General features: G+C 59.5%; 13 protein-coding genes and 1 pseudogene. 7 read left to right on the forward strand and 7 right to left on the reverse strand.

Going from position 1 to position 15323, the window contains the following annotated elements; translation table 11 throughout:
* Positions 1 to 13: 13 nt before the first annotated feature.
* A complete protein-coding gene (locus tag ACMDCM_RS01260; RefSeq protein ID WP_412771867.1) occupies positions 14 to 1267 on the reverse strand; it encodes an efflux RND transporter periplasmic adaptor subunit in 1254 nt (417 codons plus the stop codon).
* A 313-nt stretch (positions 1268 to 1580) separates the two neighbouring features.
* Here ACMDCM_RS01260 and ACMDCM_RS01265 point away from each other — a divergent pair, with 313 nt between their 5' ends.
* Positions 1581 to 2255 (forward strand): response regulator transcription factor, encoded by a 675-nt coding sequence (locus ACMDCM_RS01265; RefSeq protein ID WP_412771868.1) that lies wholly within the window; start codon positions 1581 to 1583, stop codon positions 2253 to 2255.
* A gap of 282 nt (positions 2256 to 2537) precedes the next feature.
* Positions 2538 to 3923 carry a sensor histidine kinase gene (locus ACMDCM_RS01270; RefSeq protein WP_412771869.1) on the forward strand — a complete coding sequence of 462 codons (1386 nt, stop codon included), beginning with the start codon at positions 2538 to 2540 and terminating at the stop codon, positions 3921 to 3923.
* Positions 3924 to 4036: 113 nt separating this feature from the next.
* On the opposite strand, the gene ACMDCM_RS01275 is transcribed toward ACMDCM_RS01270, so the two are convergent.
* The 6 genes and pseudogenes from ACMDCM_RS01275 to ACMDCM_RS01300 form a co-directional block, all read right to left on the reverse strand.
* Positions 4037 to 4288 (reverse strand): PilZ domain-containing protein, encoded by a 252-nt coding sequence (locus ACMDCM_RS01275; RefSeq protein ID WP_412771870.1) that lies wholly within the window; start codon positions 4286 to 4288, stop codon positions 4037 to 4039.
* 638 nt (positions 4289 to 4926) lie between these two features.
* Complete coding sequence (locus ACMDCM_RS01280; protein WP_412771871.1) at positions 4927 to 5124, reverse strand: hypothetical protein; 198 nt, start codon at positions 5122 to 5124, stop codon at positions 4927 to 4929.
* Between the two features lie 496 nt (positions 5125 to 5620).
* Positions 5621 to 5849: pseudogene (locus ACMDCM_RS01285) on the reverse strand (CsbD family protein).
* Between the two features lie 153 nt (positions 5850 to 6002).
* On the reverse strand, positions 6003 to 7544 hold the full coding sequence (gene narH, locus ACMDCM_RS01290; RefSeq protein WP_412771872.1) for a nitrate reductase subunit beta: 1542 nt from the start codon (positions 7542 to 7544) through the stop codon (positions 6003 to 6005).
* Between the two features lie 411 nt (positions 7545 to 7955).
* Positions 7956 to 8609: a hypothetical protein gene (locus ACMDCM_RS01295; RefSeq protein WP_412771873.1), complete on the reverse strand. Its 654-nt coding sequence runs from the start codon at positions 8607 to 8609 to the stop codon at positions 7956 to 7958.
* Between the two features lie 190 nt (positions 8610 to 8799).
* Complete coding sequence (locus tag ACMDCM_RS01300; protein WP_412771874.1) at positions 8800 to 11406, reverse strand: molybdopterin-containing oxidoreductase family protein; 2607 nt, start codon at positions 11404 to 11406, stop codon at positions 8800 to 8802.
* Positions 11407 to 11569: 163 nt separating this feature from the next.
* Between ACMDCM_RS01300 and ACMDCM_RS01305 the strand changes: the two genes are divergently transcribed.
* The 5 genes from ACMDCM_RS01305 to ACMDCM_RS01325 all read left to right on the forward strand — a co-directional run bounded on the left by ACMDCM_RS01305 (position 11570) and on the right by ACMDCM_RS01325 (position 15300).
* Complete coding sequence (locus tag ACMDCM_RS01305) at positions 11570 to 11998, forward strand: RrF2 family transcriptional regulator (protein ID WP_412771875.1); 429 nt, start codon at positions 11570 to 11572, stop codon at positions 11996 to 11998.
* Between the two features lie 392 nt (positions 11999 to 12390).
* Positions 12391 to 12861, forward strand: a complete 471-nt coding sequence (locus tag ACMDCM_RS01310) for a tetratricopeptide repeat protein (RefSeq protein ID WP_412771876.1) — start codon at positions 12391 to 12393, stop codon at positions 12859 to 12861.
* Between the two features lie 306 nt (positions 12862 to 13167).
* Complete coding sequence (locus ACMDCM_RS01315; protein ID WP_412771877.1) at positions 13168 to 14244, forward strand: multicopper oxidase domain-containing protein; 1077 nt, start codon at positions 13168 to 13170, stop codon at positions 14242 to 14244.
* 22 nt (positions 14245 to 14266) lie between these two features.
* Positions 14267 to 14944 carry a c-type cytochrome gene (locus tag ACMDCM_RS01320; RefSeq protein WP_412771878.1) on the forward strand — a complete coding sequence of 226 codons (678 nt, stop codon included), beginning with the start codon at positions 14267 to 14269 and terminating at the stop codon, positions 14942 to 14944.
* Positions 14944 to 15300: a c-type cytochrome gene (locus ACMDCM_RS01325; RefSeq protein WP_412771879.1), complete on the forward strand. Its 357-nt coding sequence runs from the start codon at positions 14944 to 14946 to the stop codon at positions 15298 to 15300. The genes ACMDCM_RS01320 and ACMDCM_RS01325 overlap by 1 nt, the downstream gene beginning before the upstream one ends.
* Positions 15301 to 15323: the final 23 nt, after the last annotated feature.

Below are 15323 nucleotides of genomic sequence, written 5' to 3' on the forward strand. Positions count from 1 at the left end.
TTATCCGTCTTCATCAGCCCTGGCTGGAAGTCATCCGGTCAATGAACAGGCTGCCGCGCGTGACGATCTTCTCGCCAGGACGGAGTCCGTCCAGCACCTGGATGAGCCGGCCGTCCGATTGTCCGAGCCTGATTTGACGCAATTCGACGGATTGGTCGTCGCCGACGACCCAGACCCGGGCGATGCTTCCCTCATAGATCACCGCCTCGAGAGGCGCGGCGGGCGTCGGCGCGCCCTCGCTGGTGACGACCGTGACGCTCGCAAACATCTCGGGTTTAAGCAGCCCGTCCGCGTTGTCGATGCTGGCGCGGACCAGAAGCCTTCGACTGTCCGGATCGATGCTTGGCGCGACGTAGTCGATCCGCGTCTCGAATACATGGTCGGGCCGGGTCATGACCTTGAAAGTCAGACGTTCGCCAATTCGCACCTTGGCGACGTCGGCCTCGCGGACATAAGCCACGACCCAGACTTTCGACGTATCCCCGACCAGGAACGCCGGATCGCTATCGCCAGCTCCGGCGCTGACATATTGTCCGGGGCCGACCTTGCGTTGCAAAACGGTGCCGGCCAGCGGCGCGTACACCGGAGCATCCGGCGTGAGCGTGCCCGTTTTCTCGAAAGCATCGATTTCCGCGTCGGTTTTTCCGACCAGCCGCAATCGGTTGCGCGCGGCCTCGAGGGCGATTTCCGCTGAACGGGAATCATTCTCCGCGGCCGTAAGATTGGCCTGGGCTTCCTGCCATTCTCGCTGCGACGCTGCCTTGTCCTTCGCCAGGTTCGACATCCGTCGTTCGACGATCTGCGCGAGATTGACCTGGGAAGCCGCCTTGTTCCGGCTTGTCAGGGCGACAAGGAAATCCTTCTGGGCATCGACGGAGTCCGCCGCCGCAATCACAAAGAGAAGCTGTCCTTTCTGAACGTGGTCGCCGGGCGCAGCCATCAATTTTGTCACCCGGCCCGCATATGGCGCGAAGACGCGGGTTGACAGGTTCTGATCGATTGCGATCTTTCCTTCGGTGCGGAATTCGGAACGGAATGCATGCTGCTCGACGGGCTTCACCGTCAGGGTGCCCCATTGCGATGCCGTAAGATGCAACTTTCCGTCAGCCCGCTTGATTTCGCTGTCCAGCGCTGGATTGCGGGTGGCGCTGCCGCGATCGATCCCCAGGACGACCGCAGCCATCACGACCACGGCCAGTGCGGTCGTCAGGCCTATGACAGCTCGCGGGATTGTCCGCGCGCGCCGGAGTGACGCCAGACGACGCATTACTTCGTATCTCCACTGTTTCGCGCGCTATCGGATATCCCGAGGGCGGCCTGCTTCGTTCGGAATCGATAATTTTTATGTCGGCTCAAGATATCGCCCGTTCATGCAATAGGCTGACGGGCATGATACCTCAATCCGATGCGCGGCATATCTGCTATAGGAGTTGCATCTTACGGCAGCCTTACAGTGACGGTCATGTCAGCTACATTACACGCAGCTTACAGGCTGTCCCGCGCGAGGCCGAAATGACAGCAAGACCCGCTCTTCTGCGGTGGGTCACGCCGGCGACAGGATTGAGGAGGCCGTCGCACCCATGAGAGTGTTGATTGTCGAGGACAGCGAGGAGCTGGCCGATCTTCTGGCGCAGGGGTTGGGGGCGGCCGGATACGAGACCGACGTTCTCGCCAATGTCGCTGACGCTCTCAGTGCGCTTGGAACGACCCGTTACGCGGCTTTGATTCTCGATCTCGGCCTGCCTGACGGCGACGGCCTTTCGATCCTGCGTGAGCTGCGGCACCGCAAGGACCCCCTTCCGGTCCTCGTGCTCACGGCGCGGGGCGGCGTGGAGGATCGGGTCAGCGGGCTGCGCAGCGGCGCGGACGACTATCTTGTCAAACCCTTTTCCTTTGACGAGCTTGTGGCGCGTCTCGAAGCACTGCTCAGGCGCCCGGGGCATTTGCTCGGCAGTTCGCTGCATCTCGCCAACGTGACTTTCGATACCGAAGGCCGGCAGGCGTTTGTTGACATGGAGCCGCAGAACCTTTCCGCCCGGGAAATCGCGGTGCTCGAGCTGCTGTTGCGCCGGAAAGGTAGCGTCGTCTCCAAGAAACTTCTCGAGGACCAGATCTTCGGTCTCACCGGAGATGTCGCCTCCAACGCGGTCGAGGTCTATGTGCATCGCCTGCGCAAGCAGCTTCTGGATATCGGAGCAAAGGTAAGGATCACCACGGTTCGGGGAGTCGGCTATGTGATGATGGAGAGTGACTAGAGTTTCGCTTCCGAATGAATCGCAAGCGAAGCTCCGGATGTTGTTTTGATGCGTTTTCTTCACGCGAACCGATATCCATTCGCCCGAAAACGCTATGGTCAGGCGAACTTCTGAATCCGCACGGGTTGCCCCTTTGATTCCGAGGTTCGCATCGAAGGCTGCCGGAAGGACATGCGGACTTCGGAATCGGGACACTATAAATTTTCCAGTGCCCTTTCGAATCGGAAGTTCGCTCCGGAAGGCGCTGCACAATGAGGCCGAACTTCAGATTCAGGGCACGAGATGGCGCTGCGAAAATCCATCCTGTCGCGCATTGTCGCTCTTCATGTCGTCGCGGTGATTGCCGCGGCCGTTCTGCTGCGATCCGTGTTGCACTGGTCGCTGGCATCGGATGTCGCAGAACTCCAACTGAATACGATGGCGGCTCAGATCAAGATCTTCGCGAGCCACCTGAAGGTGCAGCCGGCGGGAGGATGGTCTTTGCGCCTTCCAGAGGGCGTGCGCGACCAGTATTCCGATAAATACGGTCGATACGCGTATGCGATCGTCGATGACGCGGGCGCGGTGATTTTCTCGTCGCGCCCGAACAAGCAGCCGCTGTTTGCCATTGATCGGAACGCGACCGGAATTGTCCCGCACAAAGCGCGAACTCCCGGCGGAGAAAAGACGATCGCCGGAGCCAGCAGCCGCAAGGATATTGACGGCCATTCCGTCTGGATACAGGTTGCGGAAGAATTGTCGCATCGCGACGTGATCGTCGACGACGTTCTCGCCAACTTCCTGCGGCAGGTCGTCTGGATAATCGTTCCGGTACTGCTTCTCCTGCTCGGCGCCGACCTCATTATTTTCCGACTGGCGATCAGGCCGCTACACAGGGCCTCGGACCGCGCGAAGCATATCAGTCCGACGCGCCTTGATGTCCGCTTGCCAATGGACGACATGCCTCGCGAGATTCTGCCTCTCGTCGAAGCGATCAATCAGGCTCTCGACCGGCTGGCGCTGGGTTTTCGCCGCCAGCGTGAGTTTGCCGCCGATGCGGCGCATGAACTACGGACGCCGCTCGCCATTCTCCGCACGAGGATCGAGACCCTCCCGCATAGCGATGCGAGCCGCGCGTTGGGGCGCGACGTCGAGAATATGAGCAGGGTGGTAGGCCAGTTGCTCGACGCGACGGAGCTTGAAACGGCGATCGTCGATCCGGAAGACGTCGCGGACCTTCACAATGTTTGTGTTGAGGTTGCAGAGTTCATCGCTCCGCTGGCGTTGAAGCGGGGCAAGAGCATCGAATTGACATGCGCTGACGAGCCCGTTCTCGTCAAGGGAAATGAGGAGATGATCCGGCGCGCGACGCGAAATGTCGTCGAGAACGCTCTCCATCACACCCCCGAGGGCACCGCCATCGAGATCATCGTCGGCTCCGAGGGATCTATCAGTGTTATCGACAATGGCGACGGTGTGCCTCTGGCGGATCGTGAATCGATCTTCCAGCGGTTCTGGCGAAGATCCTCGCGCGCAAGCGGGGGCGCGGGATTAGGATTGTCGATCGTCAAGAAGATTGTAGAAGCGCATTTTGGGAGCATTGCTGTCGAGGATGGCCCCGATCACGGCGCCAAATTCATCATGCGTTTTCCCCTCTCGCCGTCGGGAGGGATCGGCCGCTCCAGCTAGAGCCTTTTCGCTTCCGACGCCACGTCGCTTCCGACGCCACGATAGCTGAGACCAATCCGCCAGGACGGTCGTTGTAGACAATCTTCGTCATATTCAACTGTCGGGACGGCAGGTTAATCGAACTCGACCCCAATTCGCGTTTCCTTTCGCCAGACCAGGCGGCACTTATGGATATGGTCCCCCTTGAGGTGAAGATTAAACCTGTCCGGAACGCCTACGGAGCTTGCTACGTCGAGCGTCGCGCCTTTTTCGGAGAGATTCCGGATTGTGCAGTCGATTGCTCCGCCGCCGAACTCGATCGAGGCGCCCTTGAAAGTCCGGTGTCGAACTGCTTTTCGCCGCTCCAGCAAGATTACCTCCTGCAATAGAGAAACCGACAGGCCACGGAACCGCCGGCGACTAAGCGATCAAAAAAATGGCTGGAGTAGGACAGGGCGGCAAGCAGGCGGCGGCCCGTTGGCGACTGCGGAATACGGAAGCGCGGACAATCAGGCTCCGCGACGGCCGACCGTCCGGGACCGCCGGATTCATTAAGCCCGGTCGGTTCGACGACGCTGCGCCGGTCGGTGGAGGGGGCGAGGTATGAGCCGCGTGCCGTCAATCCTTTTGGAGCGCATCGTATGCGTGTGCGAAGAACACGACGAGACTGACGAACAGCAGGGCGGCAATTGTGGTTTCCATCATGGCGCTTCCCCTTATGGTTTTCGGGGACAATAGGCCGTCGAATGTTTCAACAGGACTTCGTCGGTCGGGTAAAATGGTTTCTTGACTACCAGTTTGCTACCACGGTCGTATCTTCCTATCCGCTGGACAAGAAAACAGGGCGGGCCCTCCCGGCCTTGGGATCGGTTTGATTGGAAAGAATGTGGCGCCGGCACTGCCGCAGGTTCCAATGGGATGACAACGCGGGCAGTTATAATGTCCCGAAGACGCCCGGCTGCGCCTGCATCCGCCATATTCCCGGGGATGCCCGGCCGGTCGGCGGGTGTCGGACGGCTTCGGATCAGGCCCTCCCAGGCCTGCGTTTCATCTCCGTCTCGATTTCACCGATGGCCTGGCGCAATGCGTACAGCGCTCGTTCATCGACCTCGAATGCGATGGCGCCAAGTTCGGTCGTCGCCAACTCGATGGCGTAACGGCCGTCGGGCCGGATCAACGGCCGCGAAGCGGTCACGACGACAACACTCAGTTGGTTGGGCATGATGTCCATCGGAAGGCCTTCGGATGGGATTGCGAGGGCGGTCAAATCAGGCCGATCATGCTTTTTCTACGGCGAAGAGTCGAGGGCGAAGGAATAGTCGTGGTTTGCCTGCTCCCAAGCAAAGTTCGCTTCGTCGAGGCCTGGAATCCTTCACTGTCTCATGGAAACGGTGAAGGACGCCTGGGTCTTGATCGGCGCGTTTTCGTCACGCGAACCGGTATCCGCTCCGCTCGAAGCGCTATAATTGGACGCGGCAGGCCACCTCGAGGAATGGGTAAGGAGATCGTAACCTCGTTCCTCTGCGAATGCGTCACGTTCGGATTTCTTGCATTGTATCGTTAATCTTCGTGTCGATTGTATCCGTGCGTCGGGGTCTTTGCGCGCGACCCCATCAGCATCGGTCGAAGCGTCGTCTCTGCAAGGGCTGTTGAAAGATGGGTGATCGAAAAAAGCCCCGCCGAAGCGGGGCAGAATTCTTTTAATTAAATTCATTTCATTAATCGGGCCATGACTGCTTGCCGTACCAGGCGTCCACTTCCTTCTTGATCTGGTCTTTCTGGTAGCCGTACCGCTGCTGCAGTTTACCTTCGAGCTGCTCGCGCCGGCCGGCGATCTGATTGAGATCGTCGTCGGTCAGCTTGCCCCATTGCTCCTGCAGCCAATAACAGAGGAGGCACCTTGCCCTTGATCTGCTTCCAGTTTCCTTCGACGCGGTTCCAATCCATTGGGTTATGGAAGAGAACTCGAATCGGCTCAAGCTTGTTCCGGGATTTTTTGTAAACGTCGCAAGGCGCGCGGGAAAGAACGGGTTGCGCGAGACTGGGTTGGACATCCGAAACCAACCGTCGTCTCGCGCGCCCCGGCGTGCAGACAGAGGGCTATGGTCCTCTCGCCGGATCTGTGTGGAAGCCGACGCCGACCGCGCCCTTGCGGATCGGGTAGTTATGCGACACCGGATCGAGTTGCGGGAACAGCGCATCGACCGCCGTCTCGCGCTCCATCGGCGGAACCACGAAGCGCTCCTCGAAGGTCGGCATCGACGTCAGCCGCCAGATCGCCTCGACCTCGGCCCCCGTGGTCTTGCCTTCGGCAAGCGCCCGCTGCACCTCCTCCTCCGGGATGTCCTTCACCTTCTTCGAACGCATGTACACCCGCACCGCGACAAGCTTCTTGTAGACTTCGCGGATGATCGCCTCGTTGCCGCCCGACAACAGACTCGCCATGTAGCGCAGCGGTATGCGCGACCGCTCGAGCGAACTCATCAACGGGCCCAGTCTCGATTCGGAGGCGACGTTGTCGTATACGCCGTTCGCCACCTTGGCGAGCACCGGCCCCAGCGGCGGCACGTAGAACAGCATCGGCAGCGTGCGGAACTCCGGATGCAGCGGCAGCGCGATGCCCCACTTCTTCACGAACTGGTATACGGGGGACTGTTGCGCGGCGGCGATCTTGGCATCGGGGATGCCGTTGGCCCTCGCGGCCGCGATGATCTCCGGATCGAACGGATCCTTGATGATGTTGCGCTGCGCCATCACCAGTTGATCCTGCGGCGCCTTGGCCGTCTCCTCGATCGCGTCCGCGTCGTAAAGCACCAGGCCGATATACCGGATGCGGCCCACGCAGGAGTGGAAGCAGGCCGGCGGCTGGCCGCTCTCAAGGCGCGGATAGCACAGGATGCACTTCTCGGCCTTGCCGGTCGACCAGTTGAAGTAGGTCTTCTTGTAGGGGCAGCCCGAGACGCACATGCGCCAGGCGCGGCAGCGCTCCTGGCTCACCAGCACCACGCCGTCCTCGCCGCGCTTGTAGAGCGCGCCCTGCGGGCACGCCGCAACGCAGCCCGGATTGAGGCAGTGATTGCAGATGCGCGGCAGATAGAAGAACACCGTGCTGTTGATCTCGTTGATCTGGCGCATCTCCTCGTCAGAGGCGCCGTCGAAGTTCGGATCGTTGTTGGCGTAGACCTGCGAACCGCCGAGGTCGTCGTCCCAGTTCGGGCCCGCCTCGATCGTGTCCATGTACTTGCCGGTCACCATCGAGATCGCGCGCGCGGTCGGCTGCTCGTCGGCCAGCGGCGCATTGATCAGGTTCTGGTAGTCGTAGGTCCAGGGCTCGAAATAGTCGTCGAGCGTCGGCAGATAGGGGTTGTAGAAGATGTTGGTCAGCGTGCCCCACTTGCCCTGCAGCCGCAGCCGCAGATTCTTCTGACGCTCCCCGTCGACCACCCAGCCGCCGCGATACTTGGTCTGGTCTTCCCAACGGGTCGGATAGCCGGTGCCCGGCTTCGTCTCCACGTTGTTCCAGTACATGTACTCGGTGCCCTTGCGATCGGTCCAGATGTTCTTGCACGCGATGCTGCAGGTGTGACAGCCGATGCACTTGTCCAGGTGAAAGACCATCGAAACTTGAGCTCGAATGTCCATGTGTCGTGCTCCTTCCGTCCTCTAACTAGCTTGTGTTCGTTCCTGAGTTCTATCGCTGCATTCGACTTTCCCGACTTTGCGAGATTTGTTTTTGCTTTCCTTTCCTGGAAGTTCCTTGAAGTCTTTTCGGGATGATATTCCCTGGATCTTTGGATTCTTTTTCGGATTCCCTTTTGTCTTGGGATTCCTTCGGACTTTTTGTCATGTGTTTATTATGTGCTGTACCGTTCTCGTCTCGCCGAACTTACCGGTGCCGGCTTCGCCAGAACCCGTCCAGTTGTCGACAAGAGCGACGGACTTGCTGCCGAGGGAGCGAAGTCCAAGTCGCCGACGCCAAGCTCAATCAAGTTTGGCGTAAAGCTTTTTGCGGCTGCAACGCAATCAATCCGCCTCTCGTCCGATGCCTGACGCCTAGGCGGCAGATCCGACCTTGGTTTCCTGCGTTTTCTCAGCGAGCTTCTGCGGCCGCGTCGTAGCGAGCGCGCCTGTCTCCACGCCCGCATCGACATCCGCGAGCGATGCGGCCTCGAGATCCGGCCTGCGAGAGGCGGTCAAACGCCGGAACGCCTGCGCCAATGCGGCGAAGAATCTTACGGCCGAACCGCGTAGCGTGTCCAATAACATCACCGTGCTCTCGCTCGGTATCAGGATGGACGCGATGCCAGAACCGACCGAGGCTCTATGCAAGACCAGGGGCGCGCGACAAGCAGCAGCCCTGGCTTCGAACTGTTCGTGATCATTATCATTATGCGGTATCGCCACCGGCAACTGCAGCACCGTGGCAGTTTGGCCCGGCGCCAACTTATTGATCTTCAAAATTTTTCCATCTGGAAATTCCAGCGCATCGTGTTGGACGTACGGATCGTTGGTATCGACCTGCCGGAAGCTTGCGACCTTGCAATCCACCTGGGCCTTGCCGAAAATTCTCGTGCCGAAAAGGCGTAAATGGAAAGCGCGATCGTATCGGACGTTGTCGTCGAACGCGAGTTCGGTTCCGGGCAACAGGCAGACCGCCATTTCCGGCGGATTGTCATGAATGACTAACCTGGAGCCGAGTTCGCCCACGGCGGCAAAACCCCGTGCTTTCGATCTCGCGAGTTCCATCGTAACCAGCTTGTCGGCGACCCTGGCGGGCCGTGAGGAGACGTGATGCAGGCTGTAATCGCACATGGAGCACTCCTCGTAATTCGAGCCGCGCATTTCAGGCCCTAACCTCGCCATGCCTGCTTGGTTCCGCGTCTTTTTCAGAATCCTGTCACTTTTCCGGGATCGCAGGGAACCGCGTTTCAAGCTCCAAAGCAGCCGCATCAATCGCAGGGGAGGGAGCCCTTTCCAATTGGCAGGCATAGGCTCGCAAAGGGTAAGAGCCGCTGACGGGATCATAGAATTCATTGCTGATCAGCTTGCTGAAGTTCAGAGAAATATCCCCCGCATCCGCCGTGCTATCCGGGCGGTCGGACCAGCCATACTGGGCGCAAATGACATCCTTTTCGAGGGCGCGATTGAATCTTGCGCGCGCGCGGATCGCGCCCTGGTGGGAACGGATGATCACCCAGTCAAGTTCATCGATGCCGCGGGCGCGCGCCGTATCGGGATGCACCTCGATGAGCGGATCCGGCATTTTGTCGCGCAGGCTGCGGAGATTGCGAAACTGGCTATGGCAGAAGTAGGTCCATTTGGCCGATGTCAGCCGCAACGGGAAGCGCTCGCGCCACTCCGGATGTCGTTCCGCGCTGGCGGCGGGCGCCACGTAATCCGGCAGGGCAGGCTGGCCGATATCGCGCAAGGCTTGCGAATAGATTTCGATGCGACGGGTGGGCGTGGCAAAGCCGTGCCGGGTGTATTTCCGGTATTCCGTCGAGAGCGGAAGCGCGACGCCTTCCGGATGCGCCCGCAGCGTTTCCAGCGTCACGTGCGACGACTCCAGCATACAGGACATGCCGGCGTCGATACTGCCACCGAAGAACCGGTCCTTGAGACCCAGCCGCTGCGCGAGTTCGAAAGCGATCCAGGTATCCGAACGGGATTCTCCGCGCGGTGGCACCACAGCCCTGCGCAATTGCAACAGTGCGTCTGCTTCCTGGCTGACGCGAAATCCGTCCGCGATCCCCTCGCGCTCCCATGCCGACGAGACCGGCAATACCACATCGGCTTCGGCGGCCATCGGCGTGAGAAACAGGTCGCAATGAACATAGAAATCAAGTTTTCGGAGCGCGCGCGTACCTTCATCCGGACTGGGACGGCTGTGCAGAAGGCTGGAACCGAAGGCCACCAACCCTTTGACGGGGTAGGGTCGTTCCTCGAGAATGGCGCGATACAGTTCACGCGTGGTGATCCAGCCGTTTTTCGCCGGGCCAAGCGGGCGTTCCGTCAATCCGAGCGTTTTTGCGCGCTGCGCGGGCGAAATAAAGTCGCGGCCGAACACGTTGTTGAGTTCTGGTTTGGCGAAATAAACATTCCCGCCCGGCGCGTCGATGTCGCCGGTCAGCGCATATAGAAGGCACATCGCGCGGTTGGTCTGCGTGGCATTGGTACTTTGTCCGACGCCCGACCATGCGTAGTAGGAGACAGGCCCGTGCGTGTGCAGTATTTCGGCGACCTGTCGCATCTGGTCGGCTGGCACGCCGGTAATCTGCTGCGTCCTCTCCGGGGAATAGGTCCGGCACAAGTCCGCATATAAATCAAACGCCGGCCGGCAGGCGATATTGCCGTGCAAGGTCTCGACGTCAAACGTGCCGGCGAGGGAAAGATGGCCCGACGAGGCGTTGTGTTGCGGCTCGCGACCGCAAACTGTGGGTCGCCCGGCCGCTTCGTCCCACGCTACGTAACGATCCGCGCCACCGTCTTTCTTCAGATCGGATTCGGCAAGGAAGCGTCCATTGTCATTCCGGATCAGGAAAGGGCCATTGCTCCACGCCGCGATGAAATCCCGATCGTACCATCCGCGTTCGATCATGATGCCGGCGATGCCCAATGCCAATGCGCCATCGGTGCCCTGCCGCACCCGCATCCATTGGTCGGCCTTGTGCGCCAGTCCTGCTTGCCGCGGGTCTATGACCACGAGCTTCATGCCGCGCTTCTTGGCCTCAGCGATTGCCGAGGCTTGCGCCAGCCAACAGGTTGTCGGGTTGAATCCCCACAACATCAGACATCCGGTGCGTTCGAAATCCGGCATGCCGCTGTCCGCGCCGAAGGTGAAGGCGGTGGCGAAATCCTTGTGCCAATTGCAGATATGAGCTGTCGCGACCGCGTTGGGGCTGCCGAAGCCATTGATCAGGCGATAGATCCAAGGCATCGCATCGCTGATGGCGGTGCCGCTGGAGGTGGTGACGCTGAAAGCGACCGACTCGGGCCCGTACCGCCTCGCCGCGTCTTTCATGTGCCCGGCGGTGAAGCTCAGCGCTTCCTCCCATGAAATAGCTTGCCAGCCAGCGTCCGGCTCGCCCTTCGGGCGGGTTCTCTTGAGGGGGGTCAACAGGCGATCCGGGCTGTTGACGAGTTCGGGCGCGGCCTTGCCCTTGATGCAGAAATTCCCGCCGGTCGGATGGCTTGGATCCGGTTCGACCTTGGTCAGAACACCATTCTCGACCGTGGAAATACAACCGCAATGCGAGATGCACAACGCGCAGTATCCGCGGATTCGCTGCAGAGTCATGGGTGTCGTCCGTGTAGATTTGCATGCAGGAAAGAGGGGTTTGTCGGGACGATCCAGGCGCCGGCATCTGGCAGAAAGTATCGACGAACCTTCCCCGGTGCGGGCGCCGGCTCCGTCGATCACAGCGCCATCCTGATCGGGGTCACCCTCAAACGAGATTGCACCTCTGTCCAGACCGGACAGCGTGGAACTGGTATGCGTCGCCACGGACGGTTCTCCTGTCCATCGCGAGCCATCAGCGGGTGCCAGCCGGTAGCGGGTTCGTGACGATCCCTCCACAGCATGGAGACTTGCTAAAGACGCTGGATAAGTTCATCTTTTCAAAAATGCTCACGTTCTGGCCACACGATTTGCTGGCGGCGGAATCCCGATGCGATTGACAAGCTTTTTCGACTATACGCTTCGCCTGCTGATGTATGCGGCGACCCATAGCGATCGGTTGATCACCATCGAGGAGACCGCGGGCGTCTACGGCATCTCGCGCACCCACCTTATGAAAGTCGCCAATCAACTTACGCGTTCGGGCTATCTCAAAGCGGTGCGCGGCAGGTCGGGCGGACTTATGCTTGCCAAACGGCCGAACCGGATCAAGCTCGGCGACGTTTTGTGCGCGACGGAGCCGGATTTCGCGCTTGTGGAATGTTTTTCAGCGAACAACCGCTGTCCGATCTCGTCGCGCTGCCGGCTGCGGACGCCGTTGAGGGAAGCATTGGCCGCATTCACGGCGACTCTTGATCGCTACACGCTCGCTGATCTTATCCTCAATCCGAAAGATTTCGGGATTCCGCCTGCCGCATAAAGCAGCCCGTGATCCGGCCCTATACCGACAAGCAACAATAGCGTGACGGCCTGGTCCGTCGCTCCGTTAAGGCGCCGGCGCGCCGGACGCTGTTGCCTTCACATCACGACCGTTTCCGAATTTTCAGTTTTTCGATTTTTGGACTGTACAAACATACATTCTAAGTACATGTTTACCCTCACGAGGCACAAGAGCCATTCGCAGCGTGGGGCATGAGCGAAGCACCTGTAAATCAAAAGCAGCGTTCCAGGAGATGGAGAAAGCTGTACGTCGCGTCCTCGGCTGCCGGAGTTATGGTCGGTGTTGCGGCCGCGTTGTGGTTCACGCATTTGCCGCCCCTGACGACTCACCACGTTACCGTGTCGCTGAACAGCGCGGCTACGGCGCCGCCGGTGCCGCTCGAAGGCTTGTCCGATTTGCCCAAGCTTGTGGACGTGAAGGATGCAAGCCGACCTTGGCAGATCGCGGGTGGCGCATTGCTGCAGATTGGACTTCCCCGGTTCAGCATTCCGATGCTTGAACGGGCGATTCAGCACGATCCGGACAACAACGTGCTTCATGTCGCATTGGGGGAGGCGCTCGCGTTGTCGGATGGCGGTTTGATATCGGATCGCGCCAAGGCCGAATTCGAGTTTGCGCTCCGAAATGATCCCAACGATCTGATTGCGCGATTCTATATGGGACTTTGGTTGCTGCAGAATGGCAAGGCAAAGCCCGCGCTGGTCAAATGGGTGGGCCTGATGCGGACAGTGGGAAGCGACCAGATGTGGAACGATCGGCTATGGATGGTGATGCCCGCTGCTGCGCAGGAAGTCGGCATCAACGAGCTTACGCTGCAAGCGTTGTGTACCGCAGCGATGTAGTGGACCGCATAACGATGAGAGACGGACCGCTCAAATCCGGCGCGATGATCCCGTGCGTAATTGATGTTCTGGTGAAGGCTCCATCGTTGGATTCTTTTTGGTGTAAAAGATGCATTTTAAATGTTGCTTTATGACCCCGAAGATGTCACCAATCGGCCGTTATCAGTTCTTGCGGGTTGGGGGCGCGTCGTGATCACCAGTACTGTTCGGCATCATCGGCGCCAGTACGACTGGATGCCCGACGGATAAGAGCCGCTCACTTTACAGTCGAGTTGATAGCGGTTTATCAAAAAACATCAATATGAAATGCATGTTATGTCCATGATCCAGGAACGCCGTGCGCTGCGCGCACGTCTCGCTAAATTCATCGTTGCCGCAAGCATCGCCGGCGCCGTCGCGAGTCCACCCGCCGCATCTGCCGAGACCCGTCATTTTTCAATGTCTATCGAGGACACGATCCTCAGGCTGGTCGGCAAGCAGACCTTTCACACCTTTTCCTTCAACAGCCAGACTCCTGGTCCGTTGATCCATGTGAAGGAGGGGGATGACGTCGAGGTCGAGGTCGAAAACAACACGACGCTGCCCCACACGATTCATTGGCACGGCATGTTTCAACGCGGCAGCTGGAAAAACGACGGCGTCCCCGACATTACGCAGCCGGCGATCCCGCCCGGCGAGACCTTCACCTATCGCTTCAAGGCCGAGCCGTCCGGCACCATGTGGTACCACTGTCACGTCAACGTCAACGAACACGTCGCGATACGCGGCATGTGGGGTCCGTTGATCGTCGATCCGAAAGATCCGCCGCCGATCGAAAAGGAAGTTACTAAAGATTACATCATGATGTTCTCCAGTTGGTCTTCTGCCTGGGCCAACAAGCCCGGCTACGGCGGCGTCCCCGGCGACGTAGAGGATTTCTTCACCATCAACGGCAAGGCTTTTCCCGACACCCAGCCATTGCGGATCAAAAAAGGCGATGTCGTCCGCATCCGCCTGATCGGCGCCGGCGACGAAATGCATTCCATCCACATTCACGGCCATGACTTCGAGGTCTATGCCAAAGACGGCCGGCCACTCGCCAATCCTTACCTCGCCGACACGATCCTGTTCGGACCGGGCGAGCGCTACGACCTGATTCTGCGCGCCGACAATCCCGGCATCTGGATGGTGCACGATCACATCGACAAGCACACGGTGAACGGCACTCAGCCGATGGGCGGCATGATGACGACCATCGAATACGCGGAAATCCCAGTGAAGGACCAGGCTTTCTATAAATGGAAAAACAAAAAGTTCGTGCCCGATTTTTATTACGAGGAGTCGATGAAAAAGCCGTACGGCATGTACGAGAGCCAAGCCCTCAAAGGCGATCCCGCGCCCTAGTTCCATCGAAAGGAGAGTAGATATGAAAGGGCTTTTACTCGTCGTCGCCGGTTTGACCGCGGCATTCCTGAGCAGCGCCAGCGCTGCCGATAAACTGGATCCGAGCTGTGGCAGTTGTCACGCGCTGGTCAAGCCGACCGACACGTCGCTGGACAGGCTGATGAACCTCAAGGGTCCAGACCTTTGGTATGCCGGCAGCAAGTTCAACAAGGATTGGCTGGTGTCCTGGTTGCAGGATCCCAAACCCATACGTCCTGCCGGCTTTCCGTATTTCAAGCACATCAAGAAGGGCGCCAAGCATGATGAGGTCGACCAGTCCACGATCCCGGCGCACCCGAAGCTGAAGAAGGCGGATGCCGAAGCGGCCGCGGCGGCGTTGATGGCTTTGAAAGCCCCTGCCGATCTCGTTCCGGCCGGCGCCTTCAAGGGCGATATGAAGGGCGCGCGCATGGGCTCGCTTGCGTTCGTCAAGTTTCGTGGCTGTGTCGCGTGCCATCAAGGCGACAAAGGCGAAGGCGGTCTTTCCGGACCGCGGTTGACCGATGCCGGAGCGCGGCTGCAGCCCGATTTCATCGCCGCCTACACGGCCAATCCGCAGCGTTTCGAACCGCACATCTGGATGCCGACGTCGAATTTGAAGGATCTGGATATCCAGCGACTAACCGCGTTTCTGGTGCAACTGGGCCAAGGAGGCAAGTGATGAAAACGCAAATGGTGGCGGCCATGGCCGGTCTGGTTGTGCTGCTCGCGTCATCGACGAGCCAGGCCGACCAGTCGAGCGAGCAGATCTACGGTGTCTATTGCGTGCAGTGTCACGGCCTCCAGCGCAACGGCACCGGCATCAACGTGCCCGCGCTTTCGGTGAAGCCGCGCGATCACACCGATGCCAAGAGCATGGGCGACACCTCCGATGACGAACTGGTCAAGGCCATCACGGAAGGGGGACTCGCCGTCAACAAGTCGGTGCTGATGCCGACCTGGGGTCACGTCCTGTCGAAAGACCAGATCAAAGGTCTGGCCAAGTATCTGAGGCAGGTTTGCAAATGCGGGAAGTGAATCAAACGGGGAAGCCGTACCAA

The sequence above is a fragment of the Nitrobacter sp. genome (assembly GCF_047149785.1).
GTDB lineage: Bacteria > Pseudomonadota > Alphaproteobacteria > Rhizobiales > Xanthobacteraceae > Nitrobacter.